Annotated in this window: 11 protein-coding genes; 5 read left to right on the top strand and 6 right to left on the bottom strand. The window is 46.9% G+C overall.

All coding sequences use genetic code 11. The features are described from left to right. Positions 1-33: 33 nt before the first annotated feature. The 3 genes from ICL80_RS07600 to ICL80_RS07590 all read right to left on the bottom strand — a co-directional run bounded on the left by ICL80_RS07600 (position 34) and on the right by ICL80_RS07590 (position 4,676). Positions 34-2,118 (bottom strand): TonB-dependent receptor, encoded by a 2,085-nt coding sequence (locus ICL80_RS07600; RefSeq protein ID WP_194215489.1) that lies wholly within the window; start codon positions 2,116-2,118, stop codon positions 34-36. A 238-nt stretch (positions 2,119-2,356) separates the two neighbouring features. Then, the gene (locus tag ICL80_RS07595) at positions 2,357-3,292 is read right to left on the bottom strand and encodes a right-handed parallel beta-helix repeat-containing protein (protein WP_194215488.1); all 936 of its coding nucleotides are present in this window, start codon (positions 3,290-3,292) and stop codon (positions 2,357-2,359) included. Positions 3,293-3,305: 13 nt separating this feature from the next. Beyond that, positions 3,306-4,676 (bottom strand): aspartate aminotransferase family protein, encoded by a 1,371-nt coding sequence (locus ICL80_RS07590; protein ID WP_194215487.1) that lies wholly within the window; start codon positions 4,674-4,676, stop codon positions 3,306-3,308. A gap of 394 nt (positions 4,677-5,070) precedes the next feature. Here ICL80_RS07590 and ICL80_RS07585 point away from each other — a divergent pair, with 394 nt between their 5' ends. Both ICL80_RS07585 and ICL80_RS07580 read left to right on the top strand, forming a co-directional pair. Next, positions 5,071-6,240: a serine hydrolase domain-containing protein gene (locus tag ICL80_RS07585; protein ID WP_194215486.1), complete on the top strand. Its 1,170-nt coding sequence runs from the start codon at positions 5,071-5,073 to the stop codon at positions 6,238-6,240. A 41-nt stretch (positions 6,241-6,281) separates the two neighbouring features. Continuing rightward, on the top strand, positions 6,282-7,649 hold the full coding sequence (locus tag ICL80_RS07580; RefSeq protein ID WP_194215485.1) for a peptide MFS transporter: 1,368 nt from the start codon (positions 6,282-6,284) through the stop codon (positions 7,647-7,649). Between the two features lie 89 nt (positions 7,650-7,738). Here the strand turns inward: ICL80_RS07580 and ICL80_RS07575 are convergent, their stop codons facing one another. After that, on the bottom strand, positions 7,739-8,707 hold the full coding sequence (locus tag ICL80_RS07575; RefSeq protein ID WP_228073853.1) for a LysR substrate-binding domain-containing protein: 969 nt from the start codon (positions 8,705-8,707) through the stop codon (positions 7,739-7,741). A gap of 276 nt (positions 8,708-8,983) precedes the next feature. Between ICL80_RS07575 and ICL80_RS07570 the strand changes: the two genes are divergently transcribed. Beyond that, the gene (locus ICL80_RS07570) at positions 8,984-10,978 is read left to right on the top strand and encodes an amidohydrolase (RefSeq protein WP_194215484.1); all 1,995 of its coding nucleotides are present in this window, start codon (positions 8,984-8,986) and stop codon (positions 10,976-10,978) included. Positions 10,979-10,988: 10 nt separating this feature from the next. Here ICL80_RS07570 and ICL80_RS07565 read toward each other — a convergent pair whose 3' ends face one another. Both ICL80_RS07565 and ICL80_RS07560 read right to left on the bottom strand, forming a co-directional pair. Then, positions 10,989-12,353 carry a multicopper oxidase family protein gene (locus tag ICL80_RS07565; RefSeq protein ID WP_194215483.1) on the bottom strand — a complete coding sequence of 455 codons (1,365 nt, stop codon included), beginning with the start codon at positions 12,351-12,353 and terminating at the stop codon, positions 10,989-10,991. 167 nt (positions 12,354-12,520) lie between these two features. Further along, positions 12,521-13,189, bottom strand: a complete 669-nt coding sequence (locus tag ICL80_RS07560; RefSeq protein ID WP_194215482.1) for a GntR family transcriptional regulator — start codon at positions 13,187-13,189, stop codon at positions 12,521-12,523. A 313-nt stretch (positions 13,190-13,502) separates the two neighbouring features. Here ICL80_RS07560 and ICL80_RS07555 point away from each other — a divergent pair, with 313 nt between their 5' ends. Together ICL80_RS07555 and ICL80_RS07550 are read left to right on the top strand one after the other, a co-directional pair. Continuing rightward, positions 13,503-15,845 (top strand): TonB-dependent receptor, encoded by a 2,343-nt coding sequence (locus ICL80_RS07555; protein ID WP_194215481.1) that lies wholly within the window; start codon positions 13,503-13,505, stop codon positions 15,843-15,845. A gap of 57 nt (positions 15,846-15,902) precedes the next feature. Next, positions 15,903-16,997, top strand: a complete 1,095-nt coding sequence (locus tag ICL80_RS07550; protein WP_194215480.1) for an alkaline phosphatase D family protein — start codon at positions 15,903-15,905, stop codon at positions 16,995-16,997. The last annotated feature ends 33 nt before the right edge of the window (positions 16,998-17,030 follow it).

The following is a 17,030-nucleotide window of genomic DNA, read 5'->3' as shown; positions in this document are numbered from 1 at the left end:
GGGGCACACAGCGGTGAATTTGGCACAGTTATTCTAGAAGTCTAGACCAACCTTAACACCAATAGTGCGTGGACGTGTGCGGTTCGCATTATTCCACTGGTGGTATGGGTCGATATACTTGTTTACGTTTGCCAAGTTCTGCGCGAATATTTCAAAATTCACGTTACCTGCAGTTAGACCAACGCGCGCATCCAGCAAGCCTACAGCGTCAGAGAATTGTGGTAAATTCTCATCTGGGAAGCTTGACCGGTCAACATAGGGCATTTCATCACGGTAGCTATAGTCTACACGAACAAAACCAGGCATTTCGTCTGACCAGTTGAAGTCGTAGTTAGCACCAACGGTAAAGCTGAAATCAGGCACATAATCAATTGGGTCACCCGCAATATTTGTACTGTCTTCTGCATTCACTTCAACAACTTCTGCGTCAATGATTGTACCGTTAGCATTAATTGTCAGAGCATCTGTAGCTTTCCATGAGAAGGAAGCCTCGATACCCTTCACTTCACCTTTACCAACGTTGCTTGTGAGCTGTTGCAGACCAAGGTCCACACCTGCGAACACCAAACCACGACGCAGCATGTCATTGTATTCAGTATAGTATGCTGCAATGTCCATATAAAGAGCACCGTCAAGAAGACTGCCCTTAAAGCCAGCTTCATAACTCCAGAGAGATTCAGGCTGGAAGTCAGGTGCACCAACATAGTTAAAGCCACCACTACGGAAACCTTTTGCTACACTTGCATAAAAGTTTACATCGTCATTAAGCGCATAAGAAAGATAGAACCGAGGGTTCACTGTATCAAAGGTAGCTGTTTGGCCATCTTCTTCAGCGTGGTCTTCAAAATACCGTATACCAGCACCGACTTCGAGCTTATCCGTAATTTTGTAAGAAGAGTTTGCAAACACTGCAAATGATTCATTCTTGTTTTCAGAGTAGTAATACTGATCTTCTACGAGAAAACCAAAATACTCATAAGCAAAGTAAGCAGTAAGCGAGCGTTCCATGTCACGGTAGAAACCACCAACTGTCCACTGCAGTGGGCCGTCGCCGTTTGATGTCAAGCGTACTTCCTGTGTAAACTGCTTGCCTGGGTTATAGCGGTCATCACTACCAAAATAGCCACCCTCATATATAGTTTCCGGTCCACCAATATACGTGAAGGGATACTGGTGATCCATTTCAGCATACGATGTAGAACTTAGAAGTTCAGCAAAGCCAAAATCATATGTTACTTCAAGGTTATAAAGCTCGTAATCCCATACTTTAGGGATCATTGGCTCTGTTGGATTAATTGGCACATAGATTGTGTGATCAGGTTGCTCATATCCCATACCAAGCTGATATTCTGCATGGTAAGAAACAAAAGTTGCCAGCACTGACAGCTCGTCTGTTGGCTTCCAAAGTGCTTTCAAGCGAATGTTCGTCAGATCATCACCGTTACCGTCTTCAATACCCGCTTCAGGATGATCCTGCCAGCCGCCGCCATTTTCAAACGTTGTAGCAAGACGCAAGGCAAACTTGCCTTCAACCACTGGCACGTTCACAACACCCGTGAACTTGGTACCAAGATCACCAGATGATACAGATGTCAGCTCAGCTTCGATACGGCCTTCAAAATCGTTAAGGTTCGGATCATTGGTAATATAGCGCACAGTACCAGCCACAGAACCCTGGCCATAAAGTGTGCCTTGTGGGCCTTTTAGAACCTCAATACGCGCGAGGTCCATAGTGCGTGTTGGCAGCACATCATAGCCTGTCAGGTTCATCGGTGTTTCATCTTGATAAACACTTACAAGGGAACCACCGCCGTATGCGTTAGCAATACCGCGCAAGAATATTTGGTAACTACCAGGACCATCTTCACGCATCGTAAGGCCAGGAACAGCAAAGGACAGATCCTGAATACTATCAATCCCGCGCTGCTCAAGTTCTGTTCCTGACATTGCGGTAATTGCCATTGGCACTTCAATCAGACGCTGCTCGCGTTTTTGTGCTGTCACGATGATTTCTTCAAACTGAAGTTCACCATCAGCGGCCTGCGCCGCAGGCATCGCAACTGATGGCATCAGTGCAAAAGCTGAAACAGCAAACATTTTTGTATAGGCATTTTTCATTAGCATCTACTCCCTGTGTATAGGCTTTTTTTCCTATTCTTATAGTACAGTATGGCATCCACTAGCAGGAAGGTGCCAAAAAAGACTGAGGTGGTGCACGAGTATCACCACACTATATGAAAAAGCTAAAAACGTAAAAACACGAATGCGTATTTTTCCATAACCCTATGAATAAAAATAAAAAAAACAGGACACAAAGCCCTGTTTTAAAATTGTATATTGATAATTTTGCAAGCAATTAAGGTTGGATTTTGAAAACACTTTTCCCTAATGTGACCTTTGCGCCCTCTGGTGCAACCGAAACAAGCTGGTCGTTAGCATAAAAACCACCAGATTTGATATCAACCTTGCTACTGTCCAAAGCCCGTACCGCGAAAGGCTTATTGTTCATAATCAACGCATTTTCCATCGTCACCTGCGCCTTGCCTAAAGCATAAACACCGTCATCGATGCTATCCTTGATGACAATATTGGAAACATGGGAAACACTGTTATCATAAGCACCAAAGCCTGTATGGTTACCGCTGAATACTGCCTGATCGAGCGTAAGCGTGCCGTTTTCAGCGAGCCACAAGCCCATATGACTTGTAGAAATACTAATATTCTGGGCATCAACCTTACTATCACCCCGAATAACCAGTGCCATTTTGAAAAGTGTATCAACAGATACATTTTTCAAGCTTACGTCACTATCGATGACAAAAATACCGTGACCATCATATATCGGGTCTTCTGGCTCAGATACTGTAAAACCGCTCAGCGAAATGTTTTCAAGGTCCAGCATGCCGTCATGTACAACAACAGCGCTGGTTGTCATTTCAGGGTTACCGATAATGCTAACCAACCCTTCACCTTTGATCGTTACAGCCTTATTTTCAACGAGCACCGCAGCACGCACCATCACATCCCGCATATGATCAGGGTATGGTTCCTGAAAGGGTGCATCCTTATATGCCTCGGTCTTGTATACGCCAGCCATGACCTTAATAACTGCACCATCAGATGCCGCATCAACTGCCTGTTGAATAGCTGTATTACCTATAAAGTCACAGCCTTCAGTACCGCTACCTTCAGGGCAAACAGTTATATCAGCGGCGAACGCGGTACAGGCAACGCTCGAAAGCAGTGTTGTTGATGCGATAAGCGCTCCTAATTTCATTTTATGCAAAGCCACAAGCTTATACCCTTTATAAAAGACCAAAATGTTGTGCAGTCAAATCAAGCCCAATTTTGGCTTTCTCTGTAAACTCGTCAATCTCATCTCGTGTAATCGTCAGTGGTGGGCTGGCCACCATTGCTTGGTCAACCATACGCATAATCAGATTATGCTGAATGCAATGTTCACGGCAGATAAGGCCTGCGCCCTCTTCTGAGGTAAATATTGTTTTATTTTCTTTGTCTTTAACAAGCTGCAACCCGGCAACAAGGCCAGCACCGCGCAGTTCACCAACAATCGGGTGTGTATCCGCCAATTGTTGTAATGATTTTCTGAAATACGGCCCAGTATCATCGCGCACCATTTCAACAATGCCGTCACGTTCCATCAGGTTAATATTGGCAAGCGCAACCGCACAAGCAACAGGGTGCCCAGAATATGTATAACCATGTGCAATATGGCCACCTTCGGCCAATACACTGTATACTTCCTTGCTAAAGCCAACAGCTGCAATCGGTATATACCCGGATGACAGACCTTTTGCCATCGGCATCATATCAGGCTTAATGTTATAGGTATCAGACCCAAACCAGTTACCTGTGCGGCCAAAGCCACAAATCACTTCATCCGCAACCAGCAAAATATTATATTTTTTACAAATACGCTGAATTTCTGGCCAGTAAGTGGAGGGCGGATCAATAACACCGCCCGCGCCCTGAATGGGTTCGCCGATAAAAGCCGCCACATTATCAGCGCCCAGCTCCAAAATTTTATCTTCAAGGGCTTTAGCAGCTTTCAGGCCAAACTCTTCTGGTGTAAGGCCTGCACCAAGCGTGTACCAATGGGGTTGCATAATATGCTCAAATTCAGGCAACAAACTGCCACCCATATCGTGCATGCCTTTCATGCCGCCAAGGCTAGTAGCCGCTAGCGTACTGCCGTGATAACCAAGATGGCGGCCAATGAAGATACGTTTGGTTGGCTTACCTTGAATAGACCAATAATGGCGGGCCATACGAATAACCGTATCATTCGCTTCCGAGCCAGAGTTGGCATAGAAAAAATGGTCTATACCCTGCGGCGTAATCGTTGCTAGTTTTTCAGCAAGCTCAATCTGTGTCGGGGTCGAACTTTGGAAAAAACTGTTATAGTAAGCTAGGTTTTTCATTTGCTCATTGGCGGCATCTATAAGTTCTTGCCTGCCGTACCCCACGTTCACACACCAAAGGCCGGCCATACCGTCGAGAATCTTGTTCCCCTCAGCATCCCAGATGTAAACACCTTCACCGCGTGTAATAACCCGGACATGGTTTTTGTCGAAATACTTTGGGTCCATAAATGGATGAATGTGATGCGCCTTATCTGCGTCGTACCAGCTATTTTTATTTTGTAACTCGCTCATGAGCTTCCCCATTCTCTAGTCAGAACTATAAACATTACAATCAGAGATAAGGAAAAAGCAGGAGGCGCGGAAGGTGCTAACGGCGGCATGCCCGGTGCGAGATAAGCACCAGATGTATATAGAATAGTGATATTATTTCACTTTAATATTAAGATAACTATTTGTTTTTAAAACAATAAAAACAATATCTTCATTCGAGAAAATTTACATCAAAGAGGCCAAGAAAGGATAGCACAAGCCCTTTAACTGGATGTTTGCATCTAAAAAAGTGCCTCATGCAAAATAATCGGTGCGTTATCAGCACCGCACCAATCCCTTTACGCACCTTCCACAATTATATCTGCTGGCATAGGCTTATATTTTCAAAGTATAAACTAAAACCGAGCATAACCTAATGACCAAAACCAGCGACAAGGACACCAATCTGGAAGCTTTAAATCACACCCAGCGCGCATACGCGGGAAAGCTGTTTCCAACAGAACAAATTGAAACCTTTCGCAATATTGATCGCATGTTCCCAACCCGCATAATTGAACGCGGCGGAACTGTGAAGCCACTACAAAAGCATCAAAAGCCAATACTTGATCTGCCTATTTCTTCTAATGGCCAAACATACGACTTGTTTGACTATGTAGCGCGTAACCGTGTTACTGGGCTTTTGATGCTAAAAGACAGTAAAATTGCACTTGAGCAATATGAATACGGTAATACCGCCAGCACCCGCTGGATGTCTATGTCGATGGCAAAATCTATCAGCACGACGTTGGTAGGTGCCGCTATACAGGATGGTTTCATTCACAGCGTCAACGACCCCCTAACCGCTTATATACCAAAACTGATCAGTACCAGCTATGATGGTGTTAGTATCAAAGAACTGCTACAAATGACATCTGGTGTCGAATGGAATGAAGACCAAACAAACCCGAACTCTGAACGCCGCAAAGTTCTTGATCTGCAAATAGCACAGGAACCCGGCGCTATTGTTAACTTCATGGCAGCCTTGCCGCGAGTTGCAAAACCCGGCACTCGCTTTAATTACAGTACCGGTGAAACCCATATGGTAGGCGCGCTCTTAAAAGCCGCTACGGGCAAGAACCTTGCGGATTATCTTTCACGGCGCATCTGGTCAAAGCTTGGCATGGAAAGCGATGCAACGTGGTGGCTTGAAGCCCCTGGCGGCCTTGAAATTGCGGGAAGTGGCATTAGTGCAACCCTTAGAGATTATGCACGCTTTGCCATGTTCATCATGGATGGTGGCCTTATTGACGGCGAGCGTATATTGCCAGAAGGCTGGGTTGAAGAAGCCACAACACCCCGCATGATTGATGGTGCCCTTGTGAATTATGGCTATATGTGGTGGCCTTTGCCAGCCCAAGAAGGTTTAAACCATAGCCCCGGCTTTTCGGCGCGCGGTATTTTTGGGCAATATATATACATAAACCCGGAAGAAAAAATCGTACTTGTGGTATGGAGTGCAAGAGCAAAGCCTGTGCACTCTGAAGTTATCCCCGATAACGATTTTTTCCTAGCTGCTGTTAAAGCACTGAATGCCTTATACACATAATACAGGCATATAATTGCCACTATATTGTCAGGGAGACAAGAATGAACGCTACCACAAAGAACCCGGATACGGCTTTTCTTGGTCACCCTAAAGGGCTTGGCTATATTGTTTTCACAGAAGCATGGGAGCGTTTTTCATTCTACGGCATGCAAGCCCTTATGGTGCTCTACATGTCAACATACCTGTTTCAACATGGTACAATTGAGGGCATATACGGCTTTAGTCAATATAAGGCCTTTATTGAAAGCATCTTTGGCGAACTGAGCATTCGCGCACTCTCGACACAAACATTTGGCCTCTACATAGGCTTTATCTATTTTATGCCGGTCATTGGCGGCCTGATAGGCGACCAGTGGCTAGGACAACGCAAAGCCGTTCTTGCGGGGGCTGTTGCCATGGCGATAGGCCATTTCCTTATGGCATTTGAAGCTGCATTTCTTTTTGCCATGCTGTCGCTCATCATCGGCTCTGGCCTCTTAAAAGGCAACCTTGCGGCACAGGTTGGCACACTCTACACAAAGAATGACCAACGACGAGATACCGCATTTTCAATCTACAATGTTGCCGTTAATGTCGGGGCAACAATAGCACCTCTTATTTGCGGCACGCTCGGCGAGCTTTATGGTTGGCACTACGGCTTTGGCGCCGCAGGTATTGGCATGATGATCGGGATTGCCGTTTACGTGTCAGGCGCAAAATACTTGCCTGATGTTGTCACCGAGAAAAACCCAGACGGCAGTGATGGTTTGCAGGCAGGCGATACAGCAAAAATTGGCATGCTGGTTCTGCTATTTATCATTACCGCCCTGTTTTGGATCGCGCAAACACAGGTATGGAACACCTACCCCCTTTGGATTAAAGACCATGTTGATCTGGAAATATTTGGCACTTCAATGCCTATAACATGGTTCCAGTCGCTCGATTCCTTTGCTGTTCTGGTCTTTGCGCCCATTATTATGTACCTGTGGTACAAACAAAGGCAACGCAGCGCAGAGCCTGAAGACGTCACAAAAATCATTATAGGCTTTCTGGTCTTTGGTGCCGCATGTGTATGGCTTGCCGTCGGTCAAACCCTTTCTGCAGACGGAAAAGTGGCTATTTTCTGGCCTGCAATCTTCCATTTTATCTGCGCAGCAGGTTTCCTATACGCATGGCCAGCCGTTATGGCAATGGTGTCAAAAACAGCGCCTGCACCGGTAAACGCCATGATGGTCGGCGCCTGTTACCTGTCGATTTTTGCGGGGAGCACAACAAGCGGCTGGCTTGGCCGGTTTTATGAAACCTTACCCGCAACAACCTTCTGGATAATGCACGGCGCCATTGTTGCCAGTGCTGGTGGCTTTATTTTCCTGATACGCAAACCGCTTGCCAAAATTCTGGAACTGGAAACAAAAAACTCCAAACTTTAGGCGGCACACTTTATGGCACACGTGCCGGCACAAACCCGTATTTATGCCGGCACGTGTGCCACAACATATGATCACATTTAGAAGGGTGTTTAGAGGTCTTTTGCAACAGTTGCCAAAAGCCATTCACGGTAGCGCTTGACAGAAGGCACGTCCCACCGGTCAATGCGAGCAATGAAGATATAGTTACCAAGCTTATAACCCCCAAAACTTTCAAGCCCGGCCGCCACATCTACCAGCCTGCCTGTCTTAAGGTCAGCCGAAGCAACCAAATGGTTTGTAAGCGCAATACCCCGGCCATGTCGGGCTGCATCAAGCGTTAAGTGCCCCTGCCACAAACGCGGCCCCGCCAAACGCTCTTCTTCATCAATATCATGGGCTAAAAGCCATTCTCGCCAATTGGTAAAATCTTCTTCATGCAGCAAGTGATGATCTAAAAGGTCATATGGTTTTGTAATTTTAGGATGGCTTGCCAAATAGTCAGGGCTGGCAACGCCGATAAGCGGCGTGCTGGCAAATTCAATCGACCGCAGACCAGCCTGCAACTCAAATTTGTCGCCGTATTCCGGGATGATACGGATATCCACATCCGCTTCATGCGACAACAAATCCGGGCTTGTATCTGTAGGTCGCAGGTCTATATCAAGGCCCGGATTAGTGCTTTCAAATGACCCTAAATGGCCTGTAAGCCAATGAAATGCAAACCCCGGAACACACCATATATAAAGCCTATGGTTATCGCTTCTCTTCATAAGGCCGATAGTGGCATTCGCGATAGCTTCTATCGCTTTTGAAATTTCCTGATGATATTTTTGGCCTTCTTCGGTAAGGGCAATACCTGTTGATGTCCGCTCAATCAAGACAGTACCCGTCCATGCTTCAATAGCACGCAGATGACGACTCACCACTGCATGGTCACGGTCCAGACCTTGCGCCGCTTTGCGCACACCGCCTAAACGCGCAACAGCATCAAAGGCCCTTAGCGCTTCAAAAGGAGGTAAAGCTTTCCTCGATGGCAAGCTAAGCGCCAACATTTCTGCTCGCGATTTCTCCTTAACCATATATCTGATCCTTATCATTACCCTTCAGGGCAATTCTGAAATTGATATAAAGAGTTACCATACTATTTTGTATTGTGATCCTGCCCTTAAAGTAAAGCTAAATACATATTTCAGCCTTGGCTTATCTTGCCCTAGTCTACAGTTCCATCTAACCTCTTGCAAACAGGCAACACTTTATAGACGCCATATTTTTTACTTAAAAGTGATCACATTTATGATAGGGTGCTTTGCATTCAATTCTAATCACTATTCATGCGGCTACTAAAGGGGTGAACCATGGCCAGACTTTCCAAATACCTAACCACCAGTATTGCAGCGATATGCCTGGCATCCTGCAGCCCTGAAACACCTACTGAAACTGCTGATATAATTTTAAGCAACGGTGTTATCTACACGGCTGATAAAACCCATTCCACAGCAGAGGCCATTGCCATAAAGGGTAACCATATTATGGCCGTTGGAACAACAGCTGACATTGAAAAGCTGGCAGGCCCCAACACTACAACGGAAAACCTGCACGGCAAAATGGTAATGCCCGGCCTGCATGATATGCATATCCATGCCCTTGGTATCGTTTCACCAGACATGTGTGATCTGGATGCCCAGCCCTATTCTCTTGACGACCTTGTTCCTTTCATTCAGGACTGCATCGTGAAATACAATATCCCCGAAGGCGAAGCGGTTGGTGTATTGCAGTGGAACCCTTTTGAAGGCAACAAGCCTACTGAAAAATACCCAACGCTCAGAGCAGCACTTGACGCTGCATCAAGCAAACACAAGGTTTTTCTGTACGGCAATGATGGTCACCACGGTGCAGCCAATAGCATGGCACTTTCCGCCATTACGCCGCCGCTTAATGCCCAAACCCTTGCTAATGAATATAAAGAGTATGCTGACCTAGTACCAGTTGATGCGGCAGGCGAACCAAGTGGTGGCTTGAACGAGGGTGCAAAATCCCTTGTTGGAGCTGGCTTTGGCCTTGAAGACAGCATAGGCGAATATTCAGAGCATATGCCCAAGGTTGCGCACATGCTTGCAAGCCGCGGCCTAACTTCTATCCAGGAAGCAAAAGCTGATAAAGGCGTACTTGCAGCCTACAAATGGCTTGATGATAATACCAACATGACCTTCCGGGTACGCACAGCCCTGTTTTACTCACTGCAAAATGGCCATACCGCTGAAGATCTCGCCAATGTGCCTAAAATGATTGACTATATTAAAGACCTTCGGGCCAGCACAGAAGGCAGCCACTATATTAGAGCAAACGCAACCAAGCTATTTGCTGACGGTGTGATGGAAGGAAACCCACACGCCCACCCACCAAGCATGCCTGTAGCTGCCATGCTAGAGCCATATAACCAGCCAATTTTTAGCGAAAATGAAGAAACCGGTGCTCTTGATATTATCGGGTATGTGAATACAGACAGCGACACCTGCCGAAAAGTGCAAGACACCCCGGCTGCATACAGCGATAGCAAAATTCAGAAAACATTTGAAGAAGCAAACGGATATTTGCCCAAACAGTGCCTTGTATGGTCTGGCACTCTTGAGCATTCTGAAGAGCTTATTAAAACCTACATCAAAAGCGCAACTGATGCAGGCTTCCATGTCCATGTTCATGCCATTGCAGAAAAGGCTATTCATGTAGCCACCGAAGCCTTTGAAGAAGCCAAGGCATCTGCTGACAAACAGGGCCTTACACAGAGCCTTGCCCATGTACAAATAGCAGCAGATGAAGACCTGAAACGCCTTGGAAAACTGGGCGTATATGCGGCTTACACATACCACTGGATTAAGCCAACACCCCAGTATGAAATGACAGTTATTCCGTTCACTGACAAAGTAGACGGTATTGATGACCTCTATAACCCCATTCATAGCTACATGCAGCGCGCCTATGCCGTGAAAACAGCCATGAACTACGGTGTTATCCCTGTGTTTGGCAGCGATGCACCAGTTGAAAGCCGTGACCCAAGGCCTTTTAAAAGCATGCAGCAGGCACTAACCCGCGAAGGTGATGATGGTGTGGTGTTAAACCCGGCTGAAAAACTAAACATTCATGAGGCTATCGCATCCTACACAATCAATAGCGCTGGTTTGATGGCCCGTGCAGACGAGCTCGGCAGCTTAGAGGCTGGCAAACTTGCAGACCTTATTGTGATAGACCGCAATATCGTAGACCTTGCAGAATCTGGCAAGGAAACCGAGATTGGCGGCACCAAGGTGCTAAAAACAATTATGGATGGCCGTGTTGTTTTTGAGGCAGAGTAATCTCTGCCTCTCAGGCTTCAACGGTAAACTGCCCCATCATGCCCATGTCTTCGTGCTCTAGCAAATGACAGTGGAACATATAGGGGAATGCATCTGATGCAGTATGGTCAAAGCGCACGATAAAAGACGCTTTTGCGTCTGTAATAACCGTATCCTTCCAGCACTTCATATGGGCTGGGGGTGTTTTTCCATTGATGGATAACACCTGAAATGAACAGCCATGGGCATGGAAATTATGCACATCGCCGTCCAGATCCCATATCTCCACAGCGCCTTTTTGAACGCGGTGATCAATGCGGGCCATATCCATCATCCTGCCGTTGATCACCATTTTGCGGTTGATTGTCGCCATTGTAAAATGCCGGGTAATATGAGCTTCCTTTGGGTCAAGCCACGCAATATCATTCAACCGCGGCGGAACTCTAACATCTAAGTCAGGCGCAATACGGGGGTTTACCTCGAATGTGCATATGGTCTGCTCACCCTGAATAGGATTAAAAGCCGGAGAAGTGCCTTCACCGCGTTCGGCTTGTACGGAGCGTAGTGTCGCTGGTAGGCCATCAGAAAAATCAACTAACAGCTCATACCGTTCGCCAGGGGCAACAAAAAGGGTTGTCACCTCCACAGGTTCTTCAAGGAAACCACCATCCCCGGCAATCACATGAAAAACGCGCGTATCAGTAAAAGTGAAATTGAAAAAACGGCCATTTGAACCATTGAGCAGCCGCAAGCGAACAAGTCCTTTGGGCACCTCAACACGCGGCTGGATAATGCCATTCACCGTCATGTGTTCTGCATAAAAACGGCCAAGTCCAACTTTATTATACAGCAACGTGCCGTCTTGGTTAAAATCCTTATCTTGTACAATGAAAGGCAAGTCATCAATGCCGTACCTGCGCGGCAGAGGCAAGCTATCACTGTTGTCATCATCAATCACAATCATACCGGCAAGGCCATTATAGACATGTGGCCCAGTGCGTTTATGGGTATGGCTATGATACCAAAGCGTTGCAGCCTCCTGCACAATTGGCAGAATCGGTGACCAGCTTGTACCGGGCCTGATCGCGCGCTGTGGACCACCGTCCAGTTCGCCCGTCACATGCAAACCATGGCCGTGAATACTAACAGCTTCAGCAAGAGTATTTTCATAATGCAGGGCAAGCTCGGCACCTCGCCGCGTGCGTACCACTGGCCCCATATAATCCTGCGACAAGCCCCAAGTTGGTGTTTTTATTTTGCCGTCAAACGACCATAACCCTGTTTGCATTTTTAGCGACACAGGGCCGTCACTTCCGTTTACCAAGGCAGGGATGGGCATGAAGGGCCGGTCAGGACTTTGGGCAAATGCAAGCTTGCTAACATACGGCATAGCCATAGTCCCTACTATTCCCTGAAGGATGTGCCGCCTATGAACTACCATACTTTCCCCGCTTGGCTTTAGTACTGAAACAGCAATAAACCGAGCATACGCAAAAGCGAATATATTTCAAATAATTTCGAAATTATAAAGATTTTATTGTATCATCATGGTCATGAAATAGTTTATTTAAGTTGATTTTCGAAATCTTCCAGCAAAGCTTCGGCATGGACCTGTGTCCGCATGATATGATCATTGATAATAGATCGCGCCTTGTCTATATCGCGTTCAAGCGCTGCTTCAAGTAGGTTTTTATGGTCAACAGCCGCTTGAGAGACAATTATTTTATTGCGAAGAGCAAACCGCCTATAGCGGTAGTGCCTTGCAAAAAGGTTTCTATAAAACCCCAGCAAGGTTGGTGACTGACACGCCGACACCAAACAATCGTGAAAATGCCTGTTAGCACTTTCCTGCGCTTTTAAGCTGTCGTCATCACCAAGATCAGCCTTTGCTTCGGCCTTCCCTAAACGGTGATAGGCTGCAACCAAATTCATTTCCCATGTATCATCGCCGTGTTTGATAGAGTCAGCAACACATTCAACTTCAATCAACAGGCGCGACCTAATAATATCGGCTAGATCAGAGGGGGAAAAAGGTGCAACAGTAAACCCGCGCCTATCATGCACAAGCACAAGACCATCGGCCAACAGGCGGTTAAGCGCCTCACGTACTGTCGCCGCACTTACACCAAAACGCGCTTTGATATGTTCTGCCTTCAGTTTTTCGTCTGGCCTAAACTGGCCCGCAAGAATAGCTTCACTTAAATCATCGTATATCTTGCTGGTTAGTGTCATGAACATTCCATCATTTTTGCGATATTATACTTAGGCTTTAAAGCAAAAAACACACGATCGCAAACGCATCATCTTATCGGTAATTGATGATTTTATCGACTATTTGATCAAAAAGCCATGCAAGAATACTTGTTATTATCTGGGCCCGCATGCCTTTTTATAAACCCGTTTACTTCTGACCTAAAAAGTTTTCAAAACACTCACATATCTGTCAAGAAACCTTAAAATTTGAAGCCCATCACATTGCCAGCAAGTCAAACGGATTTGCGGGCGTTTTTACGCGCCCGATACAACCATGATCAAGGGCTCAAAAATGAAATTCACAACATCATACAAAGCGCTACTGGCAACATGCAGCCTATTTGCTGTATCTGCTGCGGCCATCTCGGAGGAAGCTGCGATTGAAGCAGGAGCTTATGCTTCAGATGCAGGTGTAGAAGAAATTATTGTTTCTGCCAAGAAAACCACCTTCTCAAACAACGCGACTGACGCGATTATGCTCCAGCAAGAACCAGATGCATCAAGCGTTCTTTCTGTTATTGATAACCTGCCTGGCATTTTTGTAGCTGAAGGCGGCCCCTTTGGTTCTGACGACTGGTCAACAACACTTTCCATTCGCGGTTTTGCTGTTAGCCTTTCAGAGCAACAAATTGGTATGACCATTGACGGCCTGCCAAACGGCAACTCAAACTACGGTGGCGGCGCTAAAGCAAACCGTTATATCGATTCAGAAAACCTCCTGCGCGCCGAAGTTTCACAAGGCACGGCTGATATTGCTTCTCCGTCCCATGAAGCCCTTGGTGGTACTATCAATTTTGTAACCAGCAACCCAGAACAAGAACAACAATTCCGCGCTGGCCTCAGCATTGGTGAAAATAACGCACAGCGCTATTTCTTCCGCTACGACACAGGCGAAATTGCTGAAGGCACAACAGCCTACCTTAGCTATTCCACAACAACAAACGACGCATGGATTGGTAATGCTGGCGGCACTGACCGCGATCACTTCGCAGCTAAGATCGTATCCGAGCAGGACAACTGGACCTTTACGGGCCGCCTGTCATGGGATGACACATGGGAAAACAACTATCAGCGTATTTCCATAGCTCAGTTTGAAGAAAACCCAGACTGGGACCGCCTGACAGATACAATCACTGGCATTCCATACGTTGATCAGGTTTACCGCCCAGGTTGGGGGACTTTGCGCGAGAACTGGTTTGCTTATACAAAAGCAGAATACAAAAGTGACAATCTGGAATTCACGATTGCGCCATACTTCCATAAAAACTCTGGCCGTGGTGACTGGATACCGCCTTATCTTGTAGCAACTGCTGGCGGCGACGTTGACGCGAACGGCACTATGTTTGGTGGTTCTGCTGCTGGGTCTTACACCTATACAGACAGCAACGGCACCCCCCTTGCGCCGATCGCAGGCTGTACGGCTACCCTAACATTCCCATACGGCGGCGGCGCCCCAGCCAATAACCCAGCCTGCTATGCAGACGGTGCGGTTCCTGTTGGGTCTTACCGGCACACACACTATAAAAAGCAGCGCTTTGGTGTAACGGCAGATGCGGCCTATACAATCGGCGAAAGTAACACAATCCGTGCAGGCTTGTGGTGGGAAGACAGTGACCGCGACGAATCTCGCGACTGGCATAAAGTGATTGATTCACTCTCCGGCATCAATTTCGACAACATCCCTTACTGGGTTCAGTATGACCGGAATTTCACAACTAAAACCCTGATGCTGTATGCAGAAGACACGTTTACACTTGGTGATCTTAGCCTTCGTGGTGGCATCAAGAAATTCATGGTTGATCTGGACCGCAGTGACAATTTGGGTAATGAAGCAGACCAAAGCTTAGAGTCTGATTCAGACATCCTCTTCACGGCTGGTGCTCTCTATCAAGCAACAGAAAACCTTGAGATATTTGCTGGTTTCTCGCAGAACTATGCGGCCATCAAAGATACGATCATTGAAGGTACTGCTTCTGTTGTAAACCCTGATATTCCTGATCTTGAGGGCGAAACCGCAGACAACTTTGACTTTGGTCTTCGTTACAGCAATAACTGGTTACATGCGACAATTACGGGGTATTATATCAAGTTTAATAACCGTATTACTTTCGTGTCAGCGGGTGACCCGGTTGGCGGCGTTGACTACCTTGAAGAAGGTGAAGGCGCATACCTGAACGTTGGCGGTATTGAATCAAAAGGTATTGAAGCCAGTATTTCTGCTGATTTTGCAAACTACTGGAATCTCTATTCATCCCTAACGATCAACAAATCTGAATATTCTGATACAACGGCTGAGGTTGTAGAAGGTAACAAGGTTGCTCTCGCACCTGAATTCCAGCTTGTTGGCACGCTTAGCTACTTCCGCGACGGTGTGCGTGCGGGTGTATCTGCAAAACATGTCGGCGAACGGTACGGCGATTTTGCAAACACACAGGAACTACCAGCTTTCACCACTGTTGATGCGTGGGTTGGCTACACACTGGATGAAGGCTCAATTCCAGGTATTAGTAGCATTGATATTAGCCTCAATGTTTCTAACCTTACTGACAAACGCTACCTCGGCGGCGGCACACCGGGTTCTTATTTCCTCGGTTCCGAGCGTCAGGCAACTGCAAACCTGACCCTTACATTCTAAAACACACAAACGGGTGGCTTCAGCCGCCCGTTTCCCCTTTCAGTACTGGATAGAAACATGATCAACCGCCGCACAACCCTCAAAATGATCGGGGCTACAGGTGCCATAGCCGCAGCAGGGTTACCTGCCTTTTCAACCCCCGCTGTCACCGCGCAAGTATCAGACAAACGCTTATCCCGTATTTTATTTGGGTCATGCGCCCACCAAGACAAAGATCAACCGATATGGGAACCTATCACCGCTCTAAACCCCGAACTTTTTATCTTTCTCGGCGACAGTATATACGGTGACACCCGTGATATGGCTGTACTCGCCGCTAAATATCAAAAGTTTGCGGCCAAACCCGGCTTTCAAAAGCTGTTAGCCACAACACCTGTTATAGCAACATGGGACGACCATGATTTCGGCGAAAATGATGCTGGCATGGAATACCCCATGAAAAAAGAATCCAAAGAACTGTTCTTTGACTTTTGGAATGAGCCAGAAGATAGCCCGCGCAGAAGGCCTGATGACGGAATTTACACATCTTACATGTACGGCCCACCAAATGAGCGTGTACAGGTCATAATGCTTGACCTGCGCTGGAACAGAACTGGCCTCATTCATGTTTCAAAGGAAGAGGCACGCCGCCGTGACCAAATGGCCTTTGGCCCTTACCTGCCGCAAGATGATGCCCACAGCACGATGCTGGGCGAAAAACAGTGGAAGTGGCTGGAAGGCGAACTGCAAAAACCTGCAAAGCTACGTATCATTGGCTCCAGCTTGCAATTTATTTCCACTTTTCCGGGCTGGGAAGCATGGAGCCTGTTCCCGCGGGAGCGCACCCGTATGATTGAGCTGATTACAAAGACCCGTGCAGAAGGCGTTCTGTTTATCAGCGGCGATACACACTGGGCTGAAATTTCGCGCCAAAGCTACCATGTGCCCTACCCTTTGTATGACTTTACCTCAAGCGGGCTTACAGAAACATGGCACAATATGAGCCCAAATGCCTACCGCCTGCCCGACTGTATGTATACCAAGGCGAACTTTGGCATTCTGGAGATAGACTGGCATGTACCGGACCCTCATATAGTGATGCAGGCGCGGAACGTAGACGGTCAGCCTGTTTTTGAGAAATCTCTGCTTCTAAGCCAGCTTTCCTTCAGGTAAGGCTATAGTTTATAGGCAAAAAAGGCGGGGTTT

This window comes from Kordiimonas pumila (assembly GCF_015240255.1).
GTDB lineage: Bacteria > Pseudomonadota > Alphaproteobacteria > Sphingomonadales > Kordiimonadaceae > Kordiimonas > Kordiimonas pumila.
Note: the sequence above shows the minus strand (reverse complement) of the source record. Positions and strands in the feature narration are given on the sequence as shown.

Excerpts from the sequence above, each read along its gene's own strand:
- ICL80_RS07600 (WP_194215489.1), bottom strand. The coding sequence starts at position 2,118 with ATGAAAAATGCCTATACAAAAATGTTTGCTGTTTCAGCTTTTGCACTG.
- ICL80_RS07590 (WP_194215487.1), bottom strand. The coding sequence starts at position 4,676 with ATGAGCGAGTTACAAAATAAAAATAGCTGGTACGACGCAGATAAGGCG.
- ICL80_RS07585 (WP_194215486.1), top strand. The coding sequence starts at position 5,071 with ATGACCAAAACCAGCGACAAGGACACCAATCTGGAAGCTTTAAATCAC.
- ICL80_RS07580 (WP_194215485.1), top strand. The coding sequence starts at position 6,282 with ATGAACGCTACCACAAAGAACCCGGATACGGCTTTTCTTGGTCACCCT.
- ICL80_RS07575 (WP_228073853.1), bottom strand. The coding sequence starts at position 8,707 with ATGGTTAAGGAGAAATCGCGAGCAGAAATGTTGGCGCTTAGCTTGCCA.
- ICL80_RS07570 (WP_194215484.1), top strand. The coding sequence starts at position 8,984 with ATGGCCAGACTTTCCAAATACCTAACCACCAGTATTGCAGCGATATGC.
- ICL80_RS07565 (WP_194215483.1), bottom strand. The coding sequence starts at position 12,353 with ATGGCTATGCCGTATGTTAGCAAGCTTGCATTTGCCCAAAGTCCTGAC.
- ICL80_RS07560 (WP_194215482.1), bottom strand. The coding sequence starts at position 13,189 with ATGACACTAACCAGCAAGATATACGATGATTTAAGTGAAGCTATTCTT.
- ICL80_RS07555 (WP_194215481.1), top strand. The coding sequence starts at position 13,503 with ATGAAATTCACAACATCATACAAAGCGCTACTGGCAACATGCAGCCTA.
- ICL80_RS07550 (WP_194215480.1), top strand. The coding sequence starts at position 15,903 with ATGATCAACCGCCGCACAACCCTCAAAATGATCGGGGCTACAGGTGCC.